Raw genomic sequence first — 25,569 nt, 5'->3', positions numbered from 1 at the left:
CCTCGTCTCGTGGTCTTTGTCGATGCAGCGGGGGCAATGGGACATCAGCAGTTGAAGGACGCCAGCACCGGAAAGTGGCGCACCACCGATCCCGGCGGCGGCTCCGCCCGGGTGGCGGCCGGCGTCACGCCGAGCAGGTCCAGCACCTGGTCGCGGATGGCAAGGAAGGCCGGGGCGGAGCGGTCGCGCGCCGCGCCGAGCCCGACCGTCAGCACCGTCGCCACCCGCCCCGGATGCGGATGCATGATGACGATGCGGTCGGCGAGGAACACCGCCTCGTCGACATCATGCGTCACCAGCAGGGCCGTGCTGCCCTGGTGGCGCACGATGCGCGCCAGTTCGCCTTGCAGCCGCAACCGGGTCAGCGCGTCCAGCGCCCCCAGTGGCTCGTCCATCAGCAGGAAGCGCGGCCGGTTGACCAGCGCGCGCGCGATCGCCACGCGCTGCGCCATGCCGCCGGAGAGCTGCGCCGGCCAGGCACCGGCGAAGGCGGACAGGCCGACCAGATCAAGCAATTCGGCGACACGCTGCCGCCGCTCCGCCCGGGGCAGGCCGCTGCGTCGCAGCGCCACCGCCACGTTACCCTCGGCGGTCAGCCAGGGCAGCAACCGGTGCTCCTGGAAGACGATGGCGCGATCCAGGCCCGGCCGGCGCACGCGCTGCCCGTCGACGCGGATCTCGCCTTCGTAGTCGGTATCAAGGCCAAGGATCAGCCGCAGCAGCGTTGACTTGCCGCAGCCCGAGGCACCGACGATGGCGACGAATTCGCCGCGCGGCATCACCAGCGAGACGTCGCGCAGCACCGTCAGCGGCTTGCCGGTGACGTGGAAGGTCTTGCTGACGCCTTCGATCTCCAGGGCGAAGCCGCCGATGCGTCCGATATGCGTCATGCCATCCTCCGTCGCAGCAGGGCAGCCTCGGCCGCGGTCGCGGCCCGGGCGAAGACGATGCCGAGCACGCCGAGCACGATCAGGCATGTCAGCAGCAGATCCATCTGGAAGGTTTCGCGCCCCTCGTTCATCCGCCCGCCCAGGCCCGGCGCGATGTTGAGGAACAGCTCGGCACCGATGGTGGCGAGCCAGGCATAGATCAGTGCCGTGCGCAGGCCGGTGGCGATCGCCGGCAGCGCCGCGGGCAGGGCGATGAAGCGGATGAAATCGAGCCGGCCAAAGGTCAGCACCGCCGCGAGTTCCACCTGCGTGCGCGGAATTTCGCGCGTGCCCCGCCAGGTATTGACCACCGCGGGTGCCAGTGCCGCCAGCGAGATGAAGGCGATCTTGCCCACCTCGTTGCCGCCGAACCACATCGACAGCAGCGGCACCCAGGCGAACAGCGCCACCTGCCGGTAGGCCAGGAACAGCGGCCCGAGCAACCGCTCGGCCAGGTGCGACAGGCCCAGCAGCAGGCCGAGCGCCACGCCCGTGCTGGCGCCGATGGCGAAGCCGGCAAGGTCGCGCGAAAGGCTCGCCGCCACGTCGCCGCCGAGATCGCCGTTCGCCACCTCGGCCCGGAACCGTGCCAGGATCGCCTCGGGCGACGGCAGCAGGCGCGGGTCGAACCATCCGGCACGGCTGCCGAGATCCCACAGCGCCAGCGCGAGCAAAGGCACCAGCCAGGGCCGGAGACGGCGCAGCACCGCGGCGCGGGAAGGAAGGATCATGCCGCGCTCACCTGCCAGCGGCGCAGGCGCTGCTCGACGCGGCCGAGCGACCAGTTGAGCACGAAGCCGATGCTGCCGACCACCAGCACCACCACCAGCACGAGATCGAGCTGGAACAACTGCCGTCCCCAGGACATCAGGAAGCCGAGCCCCTCGGACGATGCGAACAGCTCGACCGCCACCAGGGTCTGCCAGGAATTGGCAAGGCCTTCGCGCAGCCCGGTGAAAATGGCGGGCAGAGCCGCGGGCAGCACGATGCGCGTGAACATCGACCAGGGATCGAAGGTCAGCACCTGCCCCACTTCGCGCAAGGCCGGGGGCACGTCACGCATGCCCTGCGTGGTGTTCAACACCACCGGCACGAAGGCGGACCAGCCGATGACGATGACCTTCAATTCCTCGTCGAGCCCGACCAGCAGGATCATCAGCGGCAGCCAGCCCAGCACCGGAATCTGCGCGAGGGCGAGGAAGCTGCCGTCCAGCAGGCCGCGCAGGGTCCGTGACAGGCCGAGCGCTGTGCCGAGCGCGAGCCCCGCCGCCGCCCCCGCGGCGAAGCCCACGGCCACGCGCTGCAGGCTGACCAGGGTATGTTCCAGCAGTTCGCCGCTTGCCGCTGATTCCCGCAAGGTCTGCAGCACCACGCGGGGATCGGGCAGGATCTGGTCGGGCAGCAGGCCGTGCCGCGCGGCGAGACTCCAGGCGAGCAGCAGCACCAGCGGCACCAGCAGAGCCGCCACCGGCATGAAAAGCCGCGTGAGCAGCCGCAGGACTACCGGCCTGCGGCTGCTCGTCCGCAGCGCGCGCTGGAAGCGCAGCGTCACTGCGCCGCGGCCCGGGTGCGCTCGACCTCCCCGGTCGTGACCTTGTGGCCGGCGGCGTCGTACTGCGGCCAATAGGACTTCAGCCCGAGTTCGACCAGGGCACGATCGAGATACTTGCGCTCGACCCAGCCGTCGATATCGGCGTCCTTGCGGATCAGGTTGTATTCCCGCGCCCGCGCCGCCTGGTCGCGATAGCGGGCGAGCACGTACTCGTCGAGCAGCGGCGTCAGCCGGCGCGCCAACGGCTCGTTTTCGAAATCGGCACGGAAGCTCTCGGCCGGATGGCCCGATTTCGTCCAGAGCGCGATCACCGCCTCGCGGTTCGCCTCGTCGGCGGCGTAATGGGCCGCCCGCACGAAGGCGGTCACCACGCGCTGCACCAGATCGGGATGCGCGCGCTCGAATGCCTCGGTGACGAACAGCGCGGCATTGCGGCCGAAGGTCGGGTCGTCGCCCTTGGTGGTGTAGGCGATGTCGACCACGCCGCGCCGGCGCAGCTCGAACAGCTCCACGCCGCCGAAGGACCCGTCCACGTCACCCGAGGTCAGCGCGGCGATCGCGTTGCCGAAATCGAGGTTGAGGAAACGTACGTTGCGCTCGGTCAGCCCGTGCGCCGCCAGCACGCGGTCGGCCGCGAGCTGCAGGTTGGTGCCCTTGAACTGCGAGATCTTGCGGCCCTTCAGGTCCTCGATCCGGGTGATGCCGGTGTTCGGCCGCACCGCGAGGTAGATGGTGTCACGTACCTTCTCGGTGGCGATCCACTTCGTCTTCAGCCCGTTGGCCCGGTGCACGATCGAGGGCAGGTCGCCGAGCCCGATGGCGAAATCAAGCTGCCCGGCGGCGAGCGATTCATTCAGCGCCGGCCCGGCGCCGCGGAAGAAGGTCCATTCCAGCTTCACGTCCGGATCATTGGCGAAGGCGCGCTCGAGAAAGCCGCCGGCATGCGCCGCGCCGGTAATGCCGCCATAGGAGAACGGCCGGTTGTCGGCACCCACGCCGGGATAGCCGAAGCGGATCACCGTGGTCTCGGCCACGGCGGGGACGGCGGCAAGCAACCCCGCGAGCAGAGCGAAGATGGCACGAACTGGCAGGAAACGTTTCACGATGCGCGTCCTTCGGGGCTCATTCGGCAGCGGCGGCGAGCGGGGCCGGACGCCGGGTCACGCTGCGCCGCCCATCGATGGCGACCGGCGCCACGCCGGCGATGGTGATGCGGCGCACCACGCGCGGCTGGTCGCCATAGTCGTTGATGGCGATGTGCTGGGTGGCGCGGTTGTCCCACAGCACCACGTCGCCTTCCCGCCAGCGCCAGCGCGTCGTGTAGTCCGGCCGGGTCGCGTGCCCCTGCAGCAGGCGGTAGAGCAGCTCCGACTGGTCCTGCGAATGCCCGAGGAAGCGGCGGATGAAGCTACCGAGGATCAGCGAACGTTCACCGGTTTCAGGATGCACGTGCACCACCGGGTGCTCGGTTTCGTACACCGTGGAGGTGAACACCTGGCGATAGGTCTGGTGATCGGCCTCGGTCGCATGCGGCCGCTGCGCCGCGTAGTCGTACTCGTTGCTGTGCACGGCCCAGAGCTGGTCGGCCAGGGCCCGCAGCGCCGGCGACAGCCCGTCATACGCAGCCGCCGTGTTCGCCCAGACCGTGTCGCCACCGAAGGCCGGCACGGTGACGGCACGCAGGATGGTGATCGCCGGATAGGCATCGACAAACGTCACGTCGGTATGCCAGCGATCGGCACGCCCGCCGCCACGGGACGCATCGAGCTCCAGGATGGCGGTGCCGGTGCGCGACGGTTGCGTGGGATGCTCGACCAGATCGCCGAGCAGCCGGCCGAATTCCTGCTGCGCGACATCGTCGAGATGATGCTGCCCGCGCACGAACAGCACCTTGTGGCGCAGCAATGCCTGGCGGACCAGCGCCACCGCCTTTGCGGTGAGCTGGCCGGACAGTGTGATCCCCTCGATCTCGGCACCGATATGGCCCCCCACCGGACGGATGACGGGCTCGGACGGCGTCGTGTTGTTATGGTTGTCGGTCGGCACGCGGACCTCCGGACGGACGTTCACGGATTGCGTTCGGGCAGGCTGGGGAGAAGGAGGCTAGCGGCAGCCCCGACAAGGGCGCCGACAGGCGGAGCCGGCCCCGGGGCGCGGCATCGCAGGGAATGGACAGTCCCGACGGGACGTCGTGGCAACGACCGTCACGGCCTCGTCCCTCCTCAGGGTTGGGGTCAACAAAAGCGACAGCTTCCGGCAACGCGTGCCGGCTACCATCATGATTGTACTATCATCTGACGTTGGTCAACTGAATTAACGATCGCTTTATGCCTATCTCAAGCTGGGCGCGTAATTCCCTCCAGCGATCTCCACCGTCCGCATAATTTCACGATTAATTTTTGTATATAATGCCCCCTGCCTGCGGGGCGGGGCTTTCGCGTCCATCGCTCGCGAACATCCTTGCTCACGTCATAAAACCTTAACGTTCCTGTCTCTCAGCGATCCCCTACGAGTTGTATGGCGCATCGACCGCAAGCATGACGGACGCGCCGCGATACGACGCAGCGGCCCCGCGGGCGAGCGGGTGGGAAGAGGGAATCAATGAGACGCATCCTGTTCGCCGCCGTTGCCGGCCTTGCCATCGCGGCCGGCCTGGCCCCGATGAACGCAGACGCCGCCGAGAAACTCACGGTGTACACCGCCTTCGAAAACGAGCAGCTCGCGCCGTACAAGAAGGCGTTCGAGGCTGCGCATCCCGGCATCGAGATCCAGTGGGTGCGCGATTCCACCGGCATCATCACGGCACGGCTGCTCGCCGAGAAGGCGAACCCGCAGGCCGACATCGTCTGGGGCCTCGCCGCCTCCAGCCTGCTGGTGCTGGACAAGGACGGGCTGCTCGAAGCCTACGCGCCGAAGACGCTGGGCGAGATCAAGAGCACTTTCCGCAGCCAGAAGTCACCACCGACCTGGGTCGGCGCCGATGCTTGGATGGGCGCCGTCTGCTTCAACACGGTCGAGGCCGCGAAGAAGAAGCTGCCAACCCCGCAAAGCTGGGAAGACCTGCTCAACCCGGCGTACAAGGGGCAGCTGGTGATGCCGAACCCGGCTTCCTCGGGCACCGGCTTCCTGACCGTCTCGGGCTGGCTGCAGATGATGGGCGAGGCGAAAGCCTGGGCCTACATGGACAAGCTGAACGAGAACATCGCCGCCTATACCCATTCCGGTTCGAAACCCTGCAAGCAGGCGGCGTCCGGTGAATACGCGCTGGGCATCTCGATCGAGTACACCGGCGCCTCGCTGAAATCCAAGGGCGCCCCGATCAGCGTCATCCTGCCCAAGCCCGCCTCGGGTTGGGACATGGAGGCGACCGCGATCGTCAAGGGCACCAAACACCTCGCGGCGGCGAAGCAACTGGCCGATTTCGCGGCCAGCCGGCCGGCCAACCAGCTCTACAACGACTATTACGCGGTGGTTGCCTACAAGGGGGTCAGCAAGGAGATCCCGAACTACCCGGCCAACGCCGAGGCGATGATGATGCCGAAGAACAACTTCGAATGGGCCGCGACCAACCGCGACCGCATCCTCGCCGAATGGACGCGGCGCTACGATTCCAAGTCCGAACCGAAATAAGCACCAGGGCCGCCGGAGCCTCGGTTGCGGCGGCCCGCGCGGAGGCAGGCATGACAAACTGGACGGCATCGGCGGCGAATGGGGACACCGCGCGCCCCTACCTGCGGATCGAGAACGTCCGCAAGCGCTTCGGCGCTTTCGAAGCCCTGCGCGACGTCTCGCTCGATGTGCTTCCTGGCGAGTTCGTCTGCTTCCTCGGCCCCTCGGGCTGCGGCAAGACCACGCTGCTGCGCGCCATCGCCGGGCTCGACCCGCAAAGCTCCGGCCGGATCGAGCAGGGCGGACGCGACATCTCGCTGCTGCCGCCCTCGCAGCGCGATTTCGGCATCGTTTTCCAGTCCTATGCGTTGTTCCCCAACCTCTCGGTGCGCCGCAATGTCGGCTACGGGCTCGAGCATCGGAAGATGCGGCGCGCGGAGGTGGATCGGCGCTGCACCGAATTGCTCGAACTGGTCGGACTCGCCGACCAGGCCGAGAAATATCCTGCCCAGCTCTCGGGCGGGCAGCAGCAGCGCGTGGCGCTGGCGCGGGCGCTGGCCACCTCGCCCGGCCTGCTGCTGCTCGACGAGCCGCTCAGCGCGCTGGATGCCAAAGTACGGCTGCACCTGCGCCAGGAAATCAAGGACCTGCAGCGCCGGCTGGGCGTGACCACCATCATGGTGACGCACGACCAGGAAGAGGCGCTGACCATGGCCGACCGCATCGTGGTAATGCGGTCCGGGGTGATCGAGCAGGTCGGCCGGCCCGGCGACATCTACGGCGATCCCGCCAATCCCTTCGTCGCCGACTTCATCGGCACCATGAACTTCCTGCCTGGCACGCTGATCGGCCCCCGCCATGTCCGGCTGGGCAGCATCGAAATCGAGCATGCCGCCCCGCTCGACGGGCTTGCCGCCGGGGACAGCGTCAGCCTGTGCGTGCGCCCCGAGGATGTCGCCATCGCCGACGCGGCGATCGCCGCCCCGGCGAACCGCATGCAGGCCCGCATCGCCGACCTGGATTTCCTGGGCAATGTCTTCCGCGCCCGCCTCGCGCCGGATTGCCTGGAAGGCATGATCCTGACTGCCGACCTGCCGACGGCGCAGGTCCGTCAACACGGGCTCGCGACCGACCAGACCCTGCCGATCGCCCTGCCGAGCGAGCGGCTGCGCGTCTACCGGGCAGCCCCGTGAGCCCCTCGGCGACCGTCACGACCGCCCCCATCGCCGCCACGCCGCCGACCGGGCGTAGCGAATGGTCGCGCGAGAAAGTGGTTCTGGCGGCCTGCCTCGGCCTGCTGGTGGCCTGCCTGCTGGTACTGGTGGCGGCCCCGCTGGTCTCGCTGCTGTCCAAGGCGTTCGAGGACCGGAGCGGCGCTTTCGTGGGCCTGGCGAATTTCGGCGCCTATTTTACCAATCCGGCACTGTCGCAGTCGATCGGCAACAGCCTGCTGATCTCGGGGCTGTCAACCCTGATCACCACGCTGCTTGCCTTCCTGCTCGCCTATGGGCTCAGTCGCACCTGCATGCCGGGGAAAGGGCTGATCCGGGCGATCTCGACCATCCCGATTCTCGCCCCCTCGCTGCTGCCGGCGATCTCGCTGGTCTACCTGTTCGGCAACCAGGGGGTGATCAAGGACTGGCTGTTCGGCGCCAGCATCTATGGCCCGATCGGCATCGTCATCGGCATGGTGTTCTACACCCTGCCGCACGCCACCATGATCCTCTACACCGCGCTCTCGCTCGCCGACGCCCGGCTCTACGAGGCGGCGCAGGTGCTTGGCGCCGGGCGGGTGAAGACCTTCTTCACCGTCACTCTGCCGGGGGTCCGCTACGGCCTGGTCAGTGCCATGCTGGTGGTGTTCACCCTGGCCATCACCGATTTCGGCATCCCCAAGGTGATCGGCGGCCGCACCAACGTGCTGGCGACCGATGTCTACAAACAGGTGGTGGGCCAGCAGAATTTCCAGATGGGCGCGGTCGTCGGCATGGTGCTGCTGACCCCGGCGCTGCTTGCCTTCATCGCCGACCGCATCGTGCAGAGGCGGCAGACGGCGAGCCTGTCGGCCCGTGCCGTGCCCTATGTGCCGCGGCCGCACCGCGCCACCGACCTTGCGTATTTCGCCATCTGCGGCGTGATCAGCCTGTTCCTGCTCGGCATGCTGGGGATGGCCGCCTATGGCTCCTTCGTGCGGTTCTGGCCGTACGACCTCGGGCTGACGCTGGCGAACTACGATTTCTCCTCGGTTGATGCCGATGGCTGGGCGTCGTTCCTCAATTCCCTGAAGATGGCGAGCTGGACCGCAGTGATCGGCAGCCTGATCGTCTTCACCGGCGCCTATCTGGTGGAGAAAGGCCGCGGCGCGCGCTGGCTGCGGGCGGGCGCACACCTGCTTGCCATGGTGCCGCTGGCGGTGCCTGGGCTGGTGCTCGGCATCTCCTACATCTTCTTCTTCAACGCCCCCTGGAACCCGCTCAATGTGCTGGTGGGGTCGATGGCGATCCTGGTGCTGTCGACCGTCGTGCATTTCTACACGGTCAGCCACCTGACGGCGGTGACCGCGCTCAAGCAGATCGACCCGGAATTCGAGAGCGTCTCCGCCTCGCTGAAGGTGCCGTTCTACACCACCTTCCTGCGCGTCACCGTGCCGATCTGCCTGCCCACCATCCTCGATATCGCGCTCTACCTGTTCGTCAACGCCATGACGACCGTCTCCGCCGTGGTGTTCCTCTATTCCTCGGACACGCGCCCGGCCGCGGTTGCCGTGCTGGCGATGGACGATGCCGGCAGCGTCGCCGCGGCGGCGGCCATGGCGATGATGATCGTCGTCACCTCGGCCGCGGTGCGGCTGCTGCAGAGCGTGCTCTCGACCGCCCTCACCCGCCGCACCCAGGCGTGGCGGCATCGCTGACCAGTGCGCCTTTCGCCCAACGTGCCTTTCGCAAGGACCCCGAACCATGCCCGATCCCTATCTGCTCACGCCGGGGCCGCTGACCACCTCGGCCCCGGTGAAGCAGGCCATGCTCCGTGACTGGGGCTCCCGGGACGAAACCTTCATCGCCATGAACCGGCGCGTGCGCGCGCGGCTGGCCGAACTTGCCGGCGCCGAAGACACGCATGTCTGCGTGCCGGTGCAGGGCTCCGGCACCTTCGCCGTGGAAGCGGCCCTCGGTACGCTGGTGCCGCGCACGGGCCGGCTGCTGGTGCTGGTCAACGGCGCCTATGGGCGACGGATGGTACAGATCGCCCGCGTGATCGGCCGTGATTGCCGCTTCCTGGAAACCGCCGAGAACGAACCGGTCTCGCCCGCAGCACTCGACCGCGCCCTCGACGAGGATCCGGACATCACCCATGTGGCCGTGGTCCAGTGCGAGACTACCACGGGGCTGCTCAACCCGGTGGAGGAGGTGGCGGCGATCTGCGCGCGCCACGGCAGGGCGCTGCTGATCGATGCGATGAGCGGCTTCGGCGCATTGCCGCTGGATGCGCGGCGGACGCCGTTCGAAGCGGTGATGGCCAGCGCCAACAAATGCCTCGAAGGCGTGCCCGGCCTCGGCTTCGTCATCGTTCGCCAGCAGGCGCTGGAAGCCGCCGCCGGCAACGCGCATTCGCTCAGCCTCGACCTGCACGCCCAGTGGCGCGGCTTCGAGCAGAACGGCCAGTGGCGCTTCACCCCACCCACGCATGTGCTGGCGGCACTCGACCGGGCGCTCGACGAGCATGCCGAGGAAGGCGGCGTGGCCGGGCGCGGCGCGCGCTACCGGCGCAACCTGCGGGTCCTGCTCGACGGCATGGCGGCGCTTGGCTTCGTGCCGCTGCTGCCGGCGGCACTGCAGGCGCCGATCATCGTCACCTTCCGCATGCCCGCCGATCCGCGCTTCGCCTTCGACTGCTTCTACGAAGGGCTGCGCCGGCGCGGCTACGTCATCTATCCCGGCAAGCTCACCGTCGCCGAGAGCTTCCGCATGGGCTGCATCGGCCGGCTGGACGTGGCGGTGATGCAGGGCGCCGTCGCCGCGGTCGCCAACACGCTCGGCGAGATGGGGGTGCGCTCGGGCGCGCCGCAACGGGACGGAGACAGCACGCCATGACCTTCCGCTACGCCCGCCGCTATTGCGGCCCACTCCGCGCGGCGATCCTCGACTGGGCGGGGACGACACTCGACCATGGCTGCCACGCCCCGGTGGCGAGCTTCATCGCCGCCTTCGCCGATGCCGGAATCACGGTCTCGGTCGCCGAGGCGCGCGCGCCGATGGGCCAGCCGAAATGGCACCATATCCGCGCCATCGCCGACCAGCCGCGCATCGCCGCCGCCTGGGCGCAGCGCCACGGCCACGCCCCCACCGACGCCGACGTGGATGCGTTGTACCAGCGTTTCCTGCCCCTGCAGACGGCGATGGTTGCCGAGCATGCCGACCTGATCCCCGGTGCGCTGGAAGCGGTCCAGGCGATGCGTGCGCGCGGGATGAAGGTGGGCTCCACCACCGGCTATCCGCGCCAGGTCATGGAGGCGGTGATCCCGCGCGCAGTGGCCCAGGGTCTGGACATTGATTGCATCATCAGTGCCGATGACGGCCCGCCCGGCCGGCCGAGCCCATTTCCCGCTTTGGCCGCGCTGGCCCGTCTCGGCGTCTACCCGGTCGAAGCGGCGGTGAAGATCGGCGACACCGTGGTCGATGTCGAGGAAGGGCTCAACGGCGGGATGTGGAGCGTCGGCCTCGCTGTTTCGGGCAACGAGGTCGGTCTCGGCCTTGCCGACTGGCAGGCGCTGCCGATAGCCGAACAGGACGCCCTGCGCCGGGCGGCGACGGCGCGGCTGGCCGCCGCCGGCGCGCATTACGTGATCGACTCCATCGCCGGGATCGGGCCGGTGCTGGATGACATCGACCAGCGGCTGGCGCGCGGCGAGAAGCCGTGACCGGCCCCGACCGCTCGGAAGGCGATGTCAACCTGGGGCCGGCGCGGGCGGCATGGCGGCACGCCGCCGGACCGGCCGGCCAGGCACTGGTCACACGCGACGAGCGGGTCTTCCTGCGCCAGTCACTGTCCACGCCTTGCCTTTCGGCGGTGCGCCGGGCCGAGGGCATCTGGATCGAGGACGCGGATGGCCGCCGCTACATGGATTTTCACGGCAACAGCGTCCATCACCTCGGGCACGGCCATCCGAAGATCAAGGAGGCCATCCTCCGGCAGATGGCGGAACTGCCCTTCGCGCCGCGCCGCTTCACCTGCGAACCGGCGATCGCGCTGGCCGAGCGGCTGACCGCGCTCGCCCCGCCCGGGCTGACCCGCGTGCTGTTCGCCCCGGGCGGGTCGGAGGCGATCGAGATCGCGCTCAAGCTGGCGCGGGTCGCCACCGGGCGGCACCGGACGCTGTCGTTCTGGGACGCCTTCCACGGTGCCGGCTTCGGCGCCGCCAGCGTGGGCGGCGAAGCGCTGTTCCGCGACACCCGGCTCGGGCCGCTGCTGCCAGGGACGACGCATGTCCCGCCCTTTGCCTGCTTCCGCTGCCCCTATGGGTTTCCTTCTGCCAGTGGCGCGCCCGATCTCGCCACCTGCCGCATGGCCTGCGCCCGCGCCGCAACCTTCGCCCTCGACCGCGAGCCCGACATCGGCGCGCTGGTCGCCGAGCCGATGCGCGCCGTCCCGACCTTGCCCCCACCCGGCTTCTGGCCGGAGCTGCGCGGCGCCTGCGACCGCCACGGCACCCTGCTGGTGTTCGACGAGATCCCGACCGGGCTGGGCAAGACCGGCCGCCTGTTCGCCTGCGAGCACAGCGGCGCCGTTCCCGACATCCTCGTGCTGGGCAAGGCCCTCGGCGGCGGCATGCTGCCGCTGGCGGCGGTGCTGGCGCGCGCGGATCTCGATGTCGCGGACGACCTCGCGATCGGCCATTACACACACGAGAAGAATCCCATCCTCGCCGCCGCCGGCCTCGCCACGCTGGAGGTGATCGTGCAGGAAGGACTGGCACAGCGCGCGGCCGAACTGGGGGCTTATGCGCTCGACCGGTTGCGGGAGATCGCCGCCACACGCAAGCTGATCGGCGAGGTGCGGGGGCTCGGCCTGCTGATCGGCATTGAGATGGTCGATGCCGATGGTCGGCCCGCGACCGCAGCGGCCGAGGCGACATTGTACGCGGCACTGCGGCGGGGGCTCAGCTTCAAGGTCACGCAGGGCAGCGTGCTGACGCTGTCGCCACCTCTGATCATCAGCCGTGACGAACTGGACCAGGCGTTGGAGTGGCTCACCGCAGCGCTGGACGAGGTGACAACGGCAATGGCTTCGTCCTGAACCGACGTAGGGCGGACGCAGTCCGCCAACGCAAGCCGGCCACCTCGCGGTGCGTTGCGATGGCGGATGGCGCTGCGCTTATCCGCCCTACAGTTCCTGGCCTTATCCTTCCGCCATCGCCAGCAGGCCACGATGCCGCAGCAACGCCTCGGTGCGTGGCTCCTGGCCACGGAAGGCCACGTACAGCGCCATCGGATCCTGCGTGTCTCCCGCTTCGAGAATCCGACGCAGCCCGGACGCGAGCTGTGGGTCGAACGGATCGCCCGCCGCCTCGAAGCAGCCGAAGCCGTCCGCGTCCAGCACCTCGGCCCAGAGATAGGAATAGTACCCGGCGGCGTAGCCCGAACCGGCGAACAGATGCTGGAAATGCGCGGGACGATGGCGCGGGCCGATTTCCGGCGGCATGCCGATCCCGGCCAGCACCTCGCGCTCGAACGCCGTCACGTCGAGCCCCGCCGGGTCGGGATGCGCATGCAACGCCATGTCCAGGATCGCCGAGGCCGTGTACTCGACCGTGGCGAAACCCTGGTTGAAAGTCCGCGCCGCGAGCAGCCGCTGCATCAGCGCCTCGGGCAAGGGCTCGCCGCTCTCATGGTGGCGGGCGTAGCGTTGCAGCGTCTGCGGCACCGCCAGCCAGTGCTCGTAGATCTGCGACGGGAACTCGACGAAATCCCGCCGCACCGCCGTGCCCGATTGCGAGGGATAGCGCACACGGCTGAGCAATCCGTGCAGCGCATGACCGAATTCGTGGAACAGCGTCTCGGCATCGTCGTAGCTCAGCAGCGTCGGCGTGCCACGGGCGAAATTGTTGTTGTTCACCACGATCGGGGAGACGGCCGCATCCAGCGCGGACTGGTCGCGGAAGCTGCTCATCCAGGCGCCGGACCGCTTGCCGGGCCGGGCATGGTTGTCGGCCAGGAACACGCCGACATGCCCGTTGGCATCCTGCACCTCCCAGGCGCGCACGTCCGGGTGGTAGCGAGGCAGGTCGGGACGCTCGATGAAACGCAGACCGAACAATCGGCTCGCCGTGTCGAAGGCGGCCTGCTGGATGTTCTCCAGCACGAAATAGGGCTTCAGCTCGGCCTCATCGATCGCATAGGCCTCCTGGCGGACACGCTCGGCGTAATGCAGCCAGTCCCAGGGCTCGATGCGGTCGTTGATGCCGTCGGTGCGCGCCACCTCCATCCACCGGTCGCGCTCGGCCGCGGCGCGCCGCTTCGCCGCCGCCCAGACCTCATCCATCAGCCGCTGCACATTGGCCTGCGACCCCGCCATGGTGTCGGCAAGGCGGAACTCGACATAGCTCCGATAGCCCAGCAACCGGGCCCGCTCGGCACGCAGGGCCAGGATTTCCGGGATCAGCACCCGGTTGTCGTGCGCCCCCGGATGCTCGCCGCGCGCCACCCAGGCCAGATAGGCGGTGCGGCGCAGGTCGCGCCGCGTCGAGAAGGTCAGGAACGGCTCGATCGAAGCCCGCGCGAGGGTGACGACATGGCCATCGAGGCCGCGCTCCGCCGCCGCCGCCCGCGCCCCCTCGCGCAGGAAGTCCGGCAGGCCGGCGAGGTCGGCCTCGCCGAGCGGCAGGAACCACTCCTTCTCGTCATGCACCACGTTCTGGCCGAACCGGGCATGCAGGGTGGCCAGCCGGGTGGAAATCTCGGCCATGCGCGCCTTGGCGGGCTCGGCCAGATGCGCGCCGGCCCGGATGAAGCCGAGATGGCGGCGCTCCAGCAAGCGCAGCGCGTCGGGGGCAAGGCCCAGTTCGTGGCGGCCCTGGTACAGGACATCGATCCGAGCGAACAGCGCCGGATCCAGCGCGATGCGCATGCCGTGCTGCGCCAGTTTCGGCGCGTAGTCGAGCTCGATCTGCTCCAGCTCCCCGGTGCCGAGGCTGGCGACCAGGTTGGAGAAGACGTTGCTCACGCGCTCCAGCAGCGCGCCGCTGCGCTCCAGCACCTCGATGGTGTTGGCGAAGCTCGGGGCCTCGGGATTGGCGGTGATTCCCGCGACCTCGGCGAGCTGCTCCTGCATACCGCGATCCAGCGCCGCGGGGATGTGCTCCGCGCGGATGCGGTCGAACGGCGGCATGCCGAAGGGTGTCGTCCAGGGTTCAAAGAACGGGTTCGTGTCCATGCACAAGAGGTGCAGATCCACCTCGCCAGGGTCAAGGCCCCGAAATCCTGCAAATGGTTTCGAAGCCGCGCGCAGCCCTGGCGGAGCCTCGCCCCCTGGAACCCGGGGCTTTCAGTCCAGGAAGGCCTGCATATGGGCCGCACTCGTCGCCGCGGCATCGGCCACGCTGTGCCGGACCGGCACGACCGGCGGGGCCGCCGCCAGTTGCCGCACATGCGCGGGAATATCGGTGCCGTGGGCCGGCAAGCCCGTCGCCGCCGCGCCCAGGCTGGCCTGCAGGTCGTTCGCCGGCCGCTCCGCCGCCCGCGCCACCAGCGCCGGGTCGGGGGACAGCACGGGGGCGGTGACCGCGGCGGGCCCATCGTTCTCCGGGGCCGCCTGCAACGCCGGCAGCAGGTCCGGCGCCGCGGCATCGCGGGCCGTCAGCGGCGCGAAGCCGAACAACCGGCGCAACGTGGCAATCAGGGAGGTATGGTCGAACGGCGTCAGGCCCGGCGGACGGATGACGCTGCCCGCGCGCACGTACGGCGAGACGATCACCGCCGGCACGCGCACGCCGAAATAGTCGAAATGGAATTCCTCCGGCGCCTTGTCGTCGGGCGGCGTGGCCGGCGGCGGCACGACATGGTCATAGCAGCCGCCATGCTCGTCATAGGTGATGACCAGCAGGGTGTGCTTCCACCCCGGCCCGGCCCGCACCGCGTTGTAGACGACGGCCACCAAGGCCTCGGCATGGGCGACATTGTGCGGCGGGTGCGCGTCGTTGGGAAGCCGGTTGCCCAGCACGTCGGCGAAATAGCGCGGCTCGATGAAGCTGTACGCGGGCAGGGTTCCGGCAGCGGCATCGCGCGCGAACTCCGCCTCGAAACGGCGGAAATTCCCCGCCGACGGCCAGAGCCGGGCGAGCGTGGCGGCCTGCGGGATGTCGTGGAAATAGATCCGCCAGCCTTGTCCCACGTCATCGAGGCGGTTGAACACCGTCTCCATCAGATACGGAAAATGCACCGGCGCGTTGTTGACATATCCATTCGCCGTCCCGGCATGCGCGAAGAAGCGATTGGGCCAGGTCTGGCAGGGCGCCGAGGCATGCCAGCGGTCGCTGACGCCGAAGGCGCGGGCCAGCGCACTGGTCACCGGCACCTGTTCCGGGGCGAAGCAATGCATCACCGCCTTCGGATCGGCGACCGGCGTGGTCGGCGGCTGGCGCATGTAGTTGTCGACGAAGCCGCCCATGGACGGGCCCGACGCCACCGCCCCGCCCGGCTCCGCCAGGCCATGGATCTGCACCTGGATGTCGTCGAACAGCTCACCCGGGTCGGGGTTGGGGATGCAGAGCGCCTCCGCCGTCAGTTCCGGGTCGGTCCAGACCGGCACCTCCTGCTGGCTGCCGTCCGGCTGGTGCCAGACATTGCGTTCGGCCCCGGTCACGCCGTCGAAGCCATCGCCGGCGGGATACAGCCTGCCCAACATGCTGTCGAAGGAGCGGTTCTCCAGCATGAGAACCACGACATGACGAATGTCCGGCAGCGTCCCGCCCATGACCGGCCTCCCCAGCGCATGCCGGCGATGGCCGCGCGGCCATGCCGGTGATCCGCCAGCATGCACCGTGACAGGCCGGTGCTGCCCGTCACGTCTCGGTCACGACCGCGATTCAGCGGCCGGGGTCCACCCAGATCCGCACATCGACGCTGCGACCGGTCGAAGGCTCGACGATCCGGCCGGGCGTGTGGATGCAGGATTGCGGATCGACGCCCCAGGACGCGGCCACCACGCACCAGGCGAGGTGATTGGCGCGGCGGCCGAGGCAAAGCAACGGCGGCAGGGCCCCCTGCTCCGCCCGCTCCTCCGGCGGGATCCGCCAATCACCGAGCGATTCCGGCATGGCGCCGGGCGCCTTGATCCAGGCCAGCCGGATCAGCGCGCCCCCCTCCGGATCCGGCCGCACCCAGGCGACCAGCCCCCCTGCCAGCAGGGCCGGGGCTGGTGCGGACATGGGGGCGAATGCCCCCGCACCTGCTGCCGCCGGCAGCAGCACCGCAACCAGCGGCGCTGCCAGCAGGACCGTGCGCCGTCCGAGCGTCGCCATGGCTCAGCGCGATGACGAACCGGATGGTTTCGCCCCCCCGGGCTGGGTCTGCTGCATGCGGATCGCGTTGCCGCCGGCCTGGCCGGCATGCTCGCGCATTTCGTTCTGCAGCGGATCGGCGACGTACTTGAAGGCCGGTTCGCTGTTCCAGGGGCCGCGCTCGTCGGCACCGTTGCCGCTGGACATGTTGTAGTAGACGTTCACCGTCTCGTCGGGCTTCAGCTCGCCGAACAGGGGATCGTCCAGCTTGTTCATGGACTTGAGGGCGGTCATGAACATCTGGGTGTGGGCCACCTCGCGCGTCGCCAGGTGGCGCAGCGCCGCAAGGCTGCCGTCGTCGGGAGACATGGCGATCAACGCCTCGTAGGTCGCGAGCGCGCCGGCCTCGGCGGCGATGTTGGCCCGCAGGTCGCGCACGACGTAGCCGCCCTCGTTGACGTAGCGCGCATCCCAGAACGAGCCTTTGGAATCGACCAGATGCGCGCCGGGGCCGCGGATCGCGAACAGGGTGCTGCGATAGGCGGCGTCGCGCAGCCGTTCCGAGCCGCCCTTGGTGTGCTGCTCGATCAGCATGGCCACAACTTCCAGATGGCCGAGTTCCTCGGTGCCGATATCCTGCAGCATGTCGCGGATGCCGGGATCCTCGGTGTGGAAGGACTGCGTGAGATAGGTCAGCGCCGCGGTGAGCTCCCCGGTCGCGCCGCCGAACTGTTCGAGCAGTTTCTCGGCGAACACCGGATCAGGGGTTTCGACACGGACTTCGTGAAGCAGAACGGGCTTGTGAATGAACATCGGGCGCCTCTGCGGACGAGGGTAACAGCGCAGGGGGGAACCCGCGACGGCAACGACCGGTTTCCGCAGCCGCAAGCTCGGCAACAGTCACGATGGCGTGGTATTTCTATGGGTATTTTAGATTTTTACACGGCCCACACGGAGGCATTGTGATTATTATGCGGCGTTTTCTGTGAAGCCGCCACGGCCGCATCGGATGCGCGCTCCCGGGAGCGCCTGCGGGTGATCCGCCACCACGGCCCAGCCATGCCTTCCTCGGCAAACCGCACCAGGGTGATGAACACGTCCTGGATGAACTCGTCGAAGGGGCGTTGTGTCCGGGCGCAATAGGCCGCCGTCAGTTCCTTCGGGTCCCGTCCGCGGAGATCAGCCAGGGAGTGTATCCCCAGTGCCGACAGATCATCTTCGATGCCCCGCCAAAGTGAAGGCATGGAAGCCAGTTGCATACGCAGAGACACTGCCTGCACATGATCCTGCATCGCACTTCAACCATTATATGTGACACCCTGCGCGACACAAACCCGCAGGTTTGGAAACTATTATAATATCAATTGCGTTAAAAAACACATGCCGCGCGGGCATGCAGCATTGTTTTTGAGACAATCCTCTCTTTGGAACTGCCGTTGTGCCTCTGCCGACCGGGGCAACCGGGGATCACCCCGCCATGTCGGCAGGCCGTTCCTTCCGGGTCTCGCGGTAGAGGATATAAAGCCCGCTGGCGATGACGATCACCGCCCCGCCGAGGACATGCGGCTGCGGGACCTCGTTCCAGAGGATCCACCCGAACAGCGTGGCCCAGAGCAGCCCGGCATAGTTGAAGGGACTGACGACGGCAGCGGGGGCGAGGCCGAAGGCCCGGGTCATGAAATACTGCCCGATGCCCCCGGTCAGCCCCATCACGACCAGCTTCACCCAGTCCGCCCCGCTGGGCGTCACCCACAGGAAGGGCAGCGGCAAAGCGGTGAAGATGGAGGAGAACACGGTGAAATAGAACACGATCGCCAAGGGCGGATCGGATTTGTTCAACTGGCGGATCGTGATCATTGCCAGGGCGGTAGCGGCGGCACTCGCCAGGGCCACCAGCACGCCGGGGGTGAGCATGCCGCGGCCCGGGTCGACGATGATCAACACGCCCACGAAACCGACCAGGACGGCGGCCCAGCGATGCAGGCCCACCCGCTCCCCGAGCAAGGGCACCGAGAGGGCGGTGATCAGCAGCGGCGACATGAAGGAGATCGCCACGGCATCGGCCAGGGGCATCAGATGATATGAGAGGAAACCAAGCACCATCGCGGTCACGCCGATGACCGCCCGCCAGACATGCCCGGCGATCCGGCGCACCCGCAGCATGCCCCAACTGCCGCGGGCGGCGAGCATCAGCATCACCGGCAGCAGCGCGAAGAAGTTGCGGAAGAACGTCACCTCGTAGACCGGGTAGCGCTGCGACAGGTCCTTCACGAAGGTCCACAGCACCGCAAACAGCAGCGTGGACACCACAATCAGGAGAATGCCGAGACCTGGCTTGTCCGGGCTGGCGGGTTTCGGCGCGAGAGGCACGGGCGGGTCGTTCCTGGAACTGGCCACGTGGCAAAGCGATGCCACGAGGGATGACCATGGCGATCAGCCCTCGGGAAGGCCAGAAGGGCAGGCCGCCAGGATAGAGGGCTCCCCTCCCCTGGCGGGAGGCCAAGGATGCATGCCAGCCGCGCCCAGGCCACGGACCGCTGCGCAACGATCCCTGCCGGGCAATCGATCCGCGCCGCCCCCGACGCCGTCGCGGCGTCAGCCCAGGATGTTACGCAATTGCACGAGTGTCTCTTCGTGCGTGCGCTCGAACCGCAGCGGCGTGACGGAAACGCCGCCGGCGGCGACGACGGCCGTTTCGCTCTGCTCCGCGTCCTGGCGGGCCGAGCGGTGCAGCCGCAGCCAGTGATAGGTGAAGTTGCGTGGATCGGTGCGGGAAACGACCTCGATGTCGTCCAGCAGCCCGGCCCCCTGCCGCGTCAGCGTCACCGGGCCGGCACGATCCGCGGGGCAGGTAGGGAAATTGATGTTCAGGCAGGCGTTGCGGCTCCAGTCCGCGCCGGCGAGACGGCGGATGACCCCCGGCGCCAGCGCCCGTGCCGTGTCCCAGGGCACGGCGTTGCCGTCGCTGAAGGCCTGGCTCAGCGCCAGCGCGGGCAGGCCGAGCAGCATGGCGGTCATGGCCGCGCCGACGGTGCCGGAAAACACCGTCTCCACGCCAAGATTGGCACCGCGGTTGACCCCGGAAAGGATCATGTCCGGCCGGCCGTCCGCCAGCAGGTGCCGTACCCCCATCACCACGCAGTCGCCGGGCGTGCCGCGCACGGCGAAGCGTCGCTCGCCTTTCGGACTGACCCGCAACGGGCTGTGCAGGCTGATCGAATGCGACGTGCCGCTCTGGTCATGTTCCGGGGCAACGACCCAGACCTCGCGGGCAAGCGTGGCCGCGACCTCTTCCAGCACGCGCAGCCCCGGCGCATCGATGCCGTCGTCGTTGGTCAGCAGCACGCGCCCAAAAATCGGTTCGGCCTCTTGCATCTTCCCTGTTCCTCACGACCATTGACCGCGTGTCCATGCCGGGCACACCTCGTGATCGATCCTACCAGTCCCGGCGGCCATCGCCAGACCGACGCGCGCGGGCCTGCCCGCGACCGATACGCCACCGACCGCCTCTTGCAGCGCCCGGCCTCATGTCCCAGGTGTCCGGGTCTCATCCCAAGGACCGAAGCATGCCCCCCGAAACCACACCTGCCGAGACAACGCCCGTCTGGTTCATCACCGGCTGTTCGACCGGCTTCGGCCGGGACCTGGCGCGCCTTGTGCTGGCGCGCGGCTGGCGCGCCGTGGTCACGGCGCGTGACAAGGCCAAGGTGGCGGACCTGGTGCAGGAAGCCGGGGATCGTGCGCTGGCGCTCGACCTGGACGTCACCGACGCAGCCCAGATCGCCGCCGCCGTGCAGGCGGCCGAGGCCCGGTTCGGCGGCATCGACGTGCTGGTCAACAATGCCGGCTACGGCTACCAGGCCTCGATCGAGGAAGGCGAGGACACGGAGATCCGCGCCCAGTTCGATGCCAATGTCTTCGGCCTGTTCGCGATGACGCGGGCGGTGCTGCCCGGCATGCGGGCGCGGCGGCGCGGCCATGTCATCAACATCACTTCGGTGGCCGGCTTCATCGGCTTCCCCGGCACCGGCTACTACGCGGCGAGCAAGCATGCCGTGGAAGGCTTCTCGGATTCGCTCCAGGCCGAAACCGCACCGCTCGGGATCAAGGTCACCTGCATCGAACCCGGACCGTTCCGGACCGACTGGGCCGGGCGTTCGCTGCGTCGCACCGAGCCGCGCATCGCCGACTACGCCGAAACCGCTCATGCCCGCATGAAGACCACGGCGCAGATCAGCGGCACCCAGGCCGGCGATCCGGCGCGCGCGGCCGAGGCGATGATCCGCATCACCGAGATCGCCAACCCGCCGCGCCACCTGGTCATGGGGGCTTTCGGCCTCGAAGCGGTGACCACCCGGCTGAAAGCGCGGCTGGCCGAGATCGAGGCCTGGCGCGAGACCGGGCTGGCCACCGACTTCCCCAAGGAGTGACCTGAAACGGCAGATCCCGCCGGCCGCATCGCGACCGACGGGATCCGCTCTTCCTGGACGACCTTTTGGGTTGGATCAGTCGCCCACCGCGCCGACCAGGGCGGCTTCGCCGCCGGGCGTGCCGGTGGCCCCCAGCAGCAGTTCCTTCCAGCGCCGCAGCGAAGCGATCATGATCACCATGCCCAGCACCAGCATGATGATGGAGATCGTGCCGTTGAAGAGATTGTACCCCTTCGCCGTCGGGTTCATGTAGACGTTGGCGATCATCCAGTAGCCGGCGTAGTTCACCGTCACGAACAGGTAGGCCAGCGGCACCAGGCAGGTCAGCATGTAGATCCGCCGCCGCGCCAGCCGCAGGATGAGGGTGGTGCCGATCATCAGGCCGATCGAGGCCATCAACTGGTTCGACACGCCGAACAGGGTCCAGACCGAGTTGATGTCGCCGGAGTTCAGCAGGTAGCCCCACAGCGCGCAGGCCACCAGGCTGGCGCCCACCGCACCCGGCATCCAGTCCAGCCGCTTCAGCGGGCGATAGACGTCGCCGCCGAGGTCCTGGATCAGGTAGCGGGCCACGCGGGTGCCGGAGTCGACCGCGGTCAGGATGAACACCGCCTCGAACATCACCACGAACTGGAAGAAGTAGGAGGCGAGGTCACCGAACCAGGGGATGCGGGTGAAGATTTCCGTCATGCCCACGGCCAGCGTCACCGCGCCGCCGGTGCGGCCATAGAGGTCGATGCCGATCTCCTGGGCCAGCCGCGGCAGGTCGACCACCTGCATGTTCAGCTTGGCGAAGACGGCCGGCGCCGCGTTGATGGCGAAGTAGTCGGCCGGGTGCAGCACCGTCGCCGCGATCAGCGCCATCACGCCGACCACGCATTCGGCCAGCATCGCGCCGAAGGCCACGGGCAGGATGTCGCTCCACTTGTCGACCAGCTTGGGCGTGGTGCCGGAGCCGATGAAGGCATGGAAGCCGGAGATGGCGCCGCAGGCGATGGTGATGGAGATGAACGGCCACACCGGCCCGCCGATCACCGGCCCGCCGCCATGGATGAACTGGGTCAGGGCGGGGAAGCGCAGTTCGGGGTTGATGAACACCACGCCCACGACCAGGGCGCCGAACACGCCGATCTTCATGAAGCTGGACAGGTAGCCACGCGGCGTCAGCAGCAGCCACACCGGCAGGGTGGTGGCGAAGAAGGCATAGACGGGAATGGCGATGCCGACCGTCTCGGCATGCAGGGTCAGCCAGTCGCCCAGCATCGTGCCCTGCAGGCGCGGGCCGACGAACACCGAGGCGATGATGGCCAGCACGCCCAGATAGGTGGCGCCCTTCGACCGGCCGGTGATGCGCTCATAGAGGCCGACCGCCATGGCGATGGGGATGGTCATGAACACCGCGAAGGTGCCCCAGGCATTGCGTTCCAACGCATGCACCACGACCATGGACAGGCCGGCCATGGTGATGGTGATGATGAACAGCATCGCCAGGCCGGTGCACCAGCCGGCCACCGGCCCCAGTTCCGCCTTGGCCACTTCCGACAGCGACTGGCCGCGATACTTCATCGAGGCGAACAGCACGACCGTGTCGTGCACCGCGCCGCCGAGGGTCGCGCCGATCAGCAGCCAGACGAGGCCCGGCAGATAGCCGAACTGCGCGGCCAGCACTGGCCCGACCAGGGGGCCGGCGGCGGCGATGGCGGCGAAGTGCTGGCCGGCGTTCACCCATTTCCGGGTCGGCACGTAGTTGCGCCCGTCCCCCATCTGGTGCGCCGGGGTCAGTTGCGTATCGTCCGCCTGCAGTACCTTGCTGACGAAGAATATTCCGTAGAAGCGGTAACAGATCGCCAGGACGCAGAGCGTCCCTATGACGAATGACAATGCGTGCATGATGAGCGCCTTCCTGCCACGACGGCTTGCTTCAGCTCTGGCGCCATCCTAGGGACGGCCGGGGCCGCGCGTGGGGGCGATCCCGGTGAGTGGCAGCATGGCCTGCCGAACGGCGGCAGGAGCGGGCTGAGCGGTCAGCGAGGACCGGCCAGCGGCCAGCGGCCAGCGGCCGGACGGCGGTGGCGGGTGGCGGGTGGCGGCCGGTTGGGCCTAGGATGCCCCGCCCCCACCGGATGCCCTGCGATGTTCGAACGCCTGACTCTGACCTTGTTGCTTCTGCAACAAACCAGCGTCTACCTGGTCATCGCCTACCTGCTGAGCCGGACGCTGCTGTTCATGCCGCTGATGAACGTCACCATCCGGCCCTCGCACAAGCTCGCCGCCTACGTGATGTTCTCCATGTTCTGCATCATGGGGACCTATTTCGGCCTGCAGATCGACGATTCCATCGCCAACACGCGGGCGATCGGCGCGGTGCTCGGGGGCATCTTCGGGGGCCCCTCGGTCGGGCTCGCGGTGGGGCTGACCGGCGGGCTGCACCGCTACACGCTGGGCGGGCCGACCGCACTGGCCTGTGCCATCTCCACCGTGGCCGAGGGCCTGATCGGCGGGATGGTGCACCGTCACTTCGTCGGCCGTGGCCAGATCGAACGACTGTTCGATCCCTGGCGCATCGCCCTGGTGGCCTTTCTCGCCGAGGTGACGCAGATGGCCATCATCCTGCTGGTCACCCAGCCTTTCGAGGTGGCCTGGAAGGTGGTCGACCACGTGGCGCTGCCGATGTGGATCTCCAACACGATCGGGGCCGGGCTGTTCATGCGCATCCTGGCGGAGCGGCGGGTGCTGCTGGAGCGCCAGTCGAGCGTGTTCTCGGCCAAGGCGCTGAAGATCGCTGCCCGGGCGGAAGGCATCTTCCGCAACGGCTTCAACCGCGAGACCACGATGCGGATCAGCCGCATCATCTACGAGGAAACCGGCGTCGGCGCCGTGGCCATCACCGACCGGGACCGGATCCTCGCCTTCATCGGCATCGGCGACGACCATCATCTGCCGGGCACGCCGATTTCCTCCGACCTGACCCGGCAGGCGATCGAGCACAACCGGGTCATGTACGCCGATGGCAACGAAGTGCCGTACCAGTGCTCGATCAGCCCGACCTGCCGGCTGGGCGCGTCGCTGGTGATCCCGTTGCTGGGCGAGGACGAGCGCGTCATCGGCACCATCAAGCTGTACGAGCCGCGCACCCGCCTGGTGTCCTCGATCAACCGCAGCCTTGGCGAGGGGCTGGCCCGGCTGTTCTCCACCCAGATCCTGGCCGGGCGCTACGAGCAGCAGAAACAGTTGCTGGCCCAATCCGAGATCAAGCTGCTGCACGCCCAGATCAATCCGCATTTCCTGTTCAACACACTGAACGTGCTGTCATCGGTGATCCGCACCGACCCCGAGCGGGCGCGGCAACTGGTGCTCAATCTCTCCACCTTCTTCCGCAAGAACCTCAAGCGTCCGACCGAGGAAGCCTCGCTCGGCGACGAGATCGAGCACGTGAACGCCTATCTGCAGATCGAGCTGGCACGCTTCGCCGGCCGCCTGAAGGTGGAGATCGACGTGCCGGAAGCGCTGCGGCATGTGCGGATGCCGGCCTTCTCGCTGCAGCCGATCGTCGAGAACGCGATCAAGCACGGCACCTCGCAGCTCCTCGAACCGGGAGTGGTGCGGATCCGTGCCGAACAGGTCGGAGACGAGCTGCTGCTTTCGGTCGAGGACAATGCCGGACTGTTCGACGGGGACGCCAAGGGTGGCGAAGGGCCTGGCCTGGGCATGAGCCTGGTGGACCGGCGACTGCGCAACCGCTACGGCGAGGGCTATGGCGTCGAGGTGGCCTGCGAGCGCGACATCTCCACCCAGGTGATCTTGCGCCTGCCGATGCAGATGGCCGCCGTCTGATGCGGGTGTTGATCGTCGACGACGAGCCGCCGGCGCGTGACGAGTTGCGTGTGCTGCTGGACGGTGCCGGCGGCGTGACCATCGTTGGCGAGGCCGGCAACGCCATCGAGGCGATCGCCGCCATCAACCGGTTGTCGCCGGAGGTGGTGTTCCTCGACATCCAGATGCCGCGCGTCAGCGGCATCGAGATGCTGGCCATGCTCGATCCCGAGCGTGCGCCGCGCATCGTGTTCCTGACCGCGCATGACGAATATGCGGTGCGTGCCTTCGAGGAGAACGCCTTCGACTACCTGCTCAAGCCGGTCGATCCGGCGAGGCTCGCCAAGACGCTGGAGCGCCTGCAGCGCAGCCGGGCGCCGCAGAACCTCGCGGTGTTGAAGGCGGCCAGCCGGCTGCGGCAGATCCCCTGCGCGGGGCACAACCGCATCCTGCTGCTGCGGGTCGAGGAGGTGGAGTACGCGGAATCGCGCGCAAGCGGCGTGTTCGTGGTCGGTCAGGACGGCCAGGAACGCTTCACAGAACTTTCGCTGCGCACGCTGGAGGAACGCACCACGATGTTCCGTTGCCACCGGCAGTTCCTGGTCAATCTCGACCGCATCCGCGAGGTGCGGCTGGAGGAAGGCGGGCTGGGGGCGATCGGCACGCTGGCGGGTCACACGGTGCCGGTCAGCCGGCGTTTCCTGGCGGCATTGAAGGAGAAAATCGGAATCGGCTAGGGCG

21 protein-coding genes and 1 pseudogene are annotated in these 25,569 nt (G+C 68.3%); 9 read left to right on the top strand and 13 right to left on the bottom strand.

Going from position 1 to position 25,569, the window contains the following annotated elements:
- Positions 1 to 44: 44 nt before the first annotated feature.
- The 5 genes and pseudogenes from NBY65_RS12625 to NBY65_RS12605 all read right to left on the bottom strand — a co-directional run.
- A pseudogene (locus NBY65_RS12625) lies at positions 45 to 797 on the bottom strand (ABC transporter ATP-binding protein); the annotation flags it as partial.
- An 89-nt stretch (positions 798 to 886) separates the two neighbouring features.
- On the bottom strand, positions 887 to 1,660 hold the full coding sequence (locus NBY65_RS12620) for an ABC transporter permease (RefSeq protein ID WP_150040427.1): 774 nt from the start codon (positions 1,658 to 1,660) through the stop codon (positions 887 to 889).
- A complete protein-coding gene (locus tag NBY65_RS12615; protein ID WP_203330452.1) occupies positions 1,657 to 2,481 on the bottom strand; it encodes an ABC transporter permease in 825 nt (274 codons plus the stop codon). The genes NBY65_RS12620 and NBY65_RS12615 overlap by 4 nt, the downstream gene beginning before the upstream one ends.
- Positions 2,478 to 3,584 carry an ABC transporter substrate-binding protein gene (locus tag NBY65_RS12610; protein ID WP_203330453.1) on the bottom strand — a complete coding sequence of 369 codons (1,107 nt, stop codon included), beginning with the start codon at positions 3,582 to 3,584 and terminating at the stop codon, positions 2,478 to 2,480. Before NBY65_RS12610 ends, NBY65_RS12615 begins: the two co-directional genes overlap by 4 nt.
- Positions 3,585 to 3,603: 19 nt before the next feature.
- Positions 3,604 to 4,527 carry a TauD/TfdA dioxygenase family protein gene (locus NBY65_RS12605; protein WP_150040429.1) on the bottom strand — a complete coding sequence of 308 codons (924 nt, stop codon included), beginning with the start codon at positions 4,525 to 4,527 and terminating at the stop codon, positions 3,604 to 3,606.
- A gap of 555 nt (positions 4,528 to 5,082) precedes the next feature.
- On the opposite strand from NBY65_RS12605, the gene NBY65_RS12600 reads away from it, so the two are divergent.
- The 6 genes from NBY65_RS12600 to pbfA are packed head-to-tail and all read left to right on the top strand — an operon-like array spanning position 5,083 to position 12,384.
- A complete protein-coding gene (locus NBY65_RS12600; protein WP_150040430.1) occupies positions 5,083 to 6,111 on the top strand; it encodes a putative 2-aminoethylphosphonate ABC transporter substrate-binding protein in 1,029 nt (342 codons plus the stop codon).
- Between the two features lie 50 nt (positions 6,112 to 6,161).
- Positions 6,162 to 7,283, top strand: coding sequence for a putative 2-aminoethylphosphonate ABC transporter ATP-binding protein (locus tag NBY65_RS12595; protein WP_239002755.1), 1,122 nt, complete (start codon positions 6,162 to 6,164; stop codon positions 7,281 to 7,283).
- Positions 7,280 to 9,001, top strand: coding sequence for a putative 2-aminoethylphosphonate ABC transporter permease subunit (locus NBY65_RS12590; RefSeq protein ID WP_150040432.1), 1,722 nt, complete (start codon positions 7,280 to 7,282; stop codon positions 8,999 to 9,001). Before NBY65_RS12595 ends, NBY65_RS12590 begins: the two co-directional genes overlap by 4 nt.
- 46 nt (positions 9,002 to 9,047) lie before the next feature.
- Positions 9,048 to 10,181: a 2-aminoethylphosphonate--pyruvate transaminase gene (locus NBY65_RS12585; protein ID WP_150040433.1), complete on the top strand. Its 1,134-nt coding sequence runs from the start codon at positions 9,048 to 9,050 to the stop codon at positions 10,179 to 10,181.
- Positions 10,178 to 11,008, top strand: coding sequence for a phosphonoacetaldehyde hydrolase (gene phnX / locus NBY65_RS12580; protein WP_150040434.1), 831 nt, complete (start codon positions 10,178 to 10,180; stop codon positions 11,006 to 11,008). Before NBY65_RS12585 ends, phnX begins: the two co-directional genes overlap by 4 nt.
- Complete coding sequence (gene pbfA, locus NBY65_RS12575) at positions 11,005 to 12,384, top strand: (R)-1-hydroxy-2-aminoethylphosphonate ammonia-lyase (RefSeq protein WP_150040435.1); 1,380 nt, start codon at positions 11,005 to 11,007, stop codon at positions 12,382 to 12,384. Before phnX ends, pbfA begins: the two co-directional genes overlap by 4 nt.
- 102 nt (positions 12,385 to 12,486) lie before the next feature.
- On the opposite strand, the gene NBY65_RS12570 is transcribed toward pbfA, so the two are convergent.
- From NBY65_RS12570 to surE, 7 genes are all read right to left on the bottom strand, one after another.
- A complete protein-coding gene (locus NBY65_RS12570) occupies positions 12,487 to 14,520 on the bottom strand; it encodes a M3 family metallopeptidase (protein ID WP_150040436.1) in 2,034 nt (677 codons plus the stop codon).
- 111 nt (positions 14,521 to 14,631) lie between these two features.
- Positions 14,632 to 16,059 (bottom strand): alkaline phosphatase family protein, encoded by a 1,428-nt coding sequence (locus tag NBY65_RS12565; RefSeq protein WP_150040437.1) that lies wholly within the window; start codon positions 16,057 to 16,059, stop codon positions 14,632 to 14,634.
- A gap of 112 nt (positions 16,060 to 16,171) precedes the next feature.
- Positions 16,172 to 16,606, bottom strand: coding sequence for a hypothetical protein (locus tag NBY65_RS12560; RefSeq protein WP_162530504.1), 435 nt, complete (start codon positions 16,604 to 16,606; stop codon positions 16,172 to 16,174).
- A 3-nt stretch (positions 16,607 to 16,609) separates the two neighbouring features.
- Entirely contained in the window at positions 16,610 to 17,398 is a 789-nt protein-coding gene (locus NBY65_RS12555) for a manganese catalase family protein (RefSeq protein WP_150040439.1), read from the bottom strand.
- Between the two features lie 125 nt (positions 17,399 to 17,523).
- Positions 17,524 to 17,877, bottom strand: a complete 354-nt coding sequence (locus NBY65_RS12550; protein WP_150040440.1) for a helix-hairpin-helix domain-containing protein — start codon at positions 17,875 to 17,877, stop codon at positions 17,524 to 17,526.
- Between the two features lie 175 nt (positions 17,878 to 18,052).
- Positions 18,053 to 18,955, bottom strand: a complete 903-nt coding sequence (locus NBY65_RS12545) for a DMT family transporter (protein ID WP_239002756.1) — start codon at positions 18,953 to 18,955, stop codon at positions 18,053 to 18,055.
- Between the two features lie 225 nt (positions 18,956 to 19,180).
- Entirely contained in the window at positions 19,181 to 19,960 is a 780-nt protein-coding gene (surE, locus tag NBY65_RS12540) for a 5'/3'-nucleotidase SurE (RefSeq protein WP_150040441.1), read from the bottom strand.
- A gap of 191 nt (positions 19,961 to 20,151) precedes the next feature.
- On the opposite strand from surE, the gene NBY65_RS12535 reads away from it, so the two are divergent.
- Positions 20,152 to 21,015, top strand: a complete 864-nt coding sequence (locus NBY65_RS12535; protein WP_150040442.1) for an oxidoreductase — start codon at positions 20,152 to 20,154, stop codon at positions 21,013 to 21,015.
- Positions 21,016 to 21,090: 75 nt separating this feature from the next.
- Here the strand turns inward: NBY65_RS12535 and NBY65_RS12530 are convergent, their stop codons facing one another.
- Positions 21,091 to 22,905 carry a carbon starvation CstA family protein gene (locus NBY65_RS12530; RefSeq protein ID WP_203330454.1) on the bottom strand — a complete coding sequence of 605 codons (1,815 nt, stop codon included), beginning with the start codon at positions 22,903 to 22,905 and terminating at the stop codon, positions 21,091 to 21,093.
- Positions 22,906 to 23,148: 243 nt separating this feature from the next.
- Here NBY65_RS12530 and NBY65_RS12525 point away from each other — a divergent pair, with 243 nt between their 5' ends.
- Together NBY65_RS12525 and btsR are read left to right on the top strand one after the other, a co-directional pair.
- A complete protein-coding gene (locus tag NBY65_RS12525; protein ID WP_150040444.1) occupies positions 23,149 to 24,849 on the top strand; it encodes a sensor histidine kinase in 1,701 nt (566 codons plus the stop codon).
- Positions 24,849 to 25,565 carry a two-component system response regulator BtsR gene (btsR, locus tag NBY65_RS12520; protein ID WP_150040445.1) on the top strand — a complete coding sequence of 239 codons (717 nt, stop codon included), beginning with the start codon at positions 24,849 to 24,851 and terminating at the stop codon, positions 25,563 to 25,565. Before NBY65_RS12525 ends, btsR begins: the two co-directional genes overlap by 1 nt.
- Positions 25,566 to 25,569 lie beyond the last annotated feature (4 nt).

The organism is Rhodovastum atsumiense (genome assembly GCF_937425535.1).
Taxonomy (GTDB): domain Bacteria; phylum Pseudomonadota; class Alphaproteobacteria; order Acetobacterales; family Acetobacteraceae; genus Rhodovastum; species Rhodovastum atsumiense.
The sequence above is the reverse complement of the archived record's forward strand: the minus strand, read 5'-3'. Positions and strand labels throughout refer to the sequence as shown.

Excerpts from the sequence above, each read along its gene's own strand:
- NBY65_RS12525 (WP_150040444.1), top strand. The coding sequence starts at position 23,149 with ATGTTCGAACGCCTGACTCTGACCTTGTTGCTTCTGCAACAAACCAGC.
- NBY65_RS12620 (WP_150040427.1), bottom strand. The coding sequence starts at position 1,660 with ATGATCCTTCCTTCCCGCGCCGCGGTGCTGCGCCGTCTCCGGCCCTGG.
- NBY65_RS12595 (WP_239002755.1), top strand. The coding sequence starts at position 6,162 with ATGACAAACTGGACGGCATCGGCGGCGAATGGGGACACCGCGCGCCCC.
- btsR (WP_150040445.1), top strand. The coding sequence starts at position 24,849 with ATGCGGGTGTTGATCGTCGACGACGAGCCGCCGGCGCGTGACGAGTTG.
- NBY65_RS12535 (WP_150040442.1), top strand. The coding sequence starts at position 20,152 with ATGCCCCCCGAAACCACACCTGCCGAGACAACGCCCGTCTGGTTCATC.
- NBY65_RS12565 (WP_150040437.1), bottom strand. The coding sequence starts at position 16,059 with ATGGGCGGGACGCTGCCGGACATTCGTCATGTCGTGGTTCTCATGCTG.
- NBY65_RS12585 (WP_150040433.1), top strand. The coding sequence starts at position 9,048 with ATGCCCGATCCCTATCTGCTCACGCCGGGGCCGCTGACCACCTCGGCC.
- surE (WP_150040441.1), bottom strand. The coding sequence starts at position 19,960 with ATGCAAGAGGCCGAACCGATTTTTGGGCGCGTGCTGCTGACCAACGAC.
- NBY65_RS12600 (WP_150040430.1), top strand. The coding sequence starts at position 5,083 with ATGAGACGCATCCTGTTCGCCGCCGTTGCCGGCCTTGCCATCGCGGCC.
- NBY65_RS12555 (WP_150040439.1), bottom strand. The coding sequence starts at position 17,398 with ATGTTCATTCACAAGCCCGTTCTGCTTCACGAAGTCCGTGTCGAAACC.
- phnX (WP_150040434.1), top strand. The coding sequence starts at position 10,178 with ATGACCTTCCGCTACGCCCGCCGCTATTGCGGCCCACTCCGCGCGGCG.
- NBY65_RS12530 (WP_203330454.1), bottom strand. The coding sequence starts at position 22,905 with ATGCACGCATTGTCATTCGTCATAGGGACGCTCTGCGTCCTGGCGATC.
- NBY65_RS12570 (WP_150040436.1), bottom strand. The coding sequence starts at position 14,520 with ATGGACACGAACCCGTTCTTTGAACCCTGGACGACACCCTTCGGCATG.
- NBY65_RS12560 (WP_162530504.1), bottom strand. The coding sequence starts at position 16,606 with ATGGCGACGCTCGGACGGCGCACGGTCCTGCTGGCAGCGCCGCTGGTT.
- NBY65_RS12550 (WP_150040440.1), bottom strand. The coding sequence starts at position 17,877 with ATGCAGGATCATGTGCAGGCAGTGTCTCTGCGTATGCAACTGGCTTCC.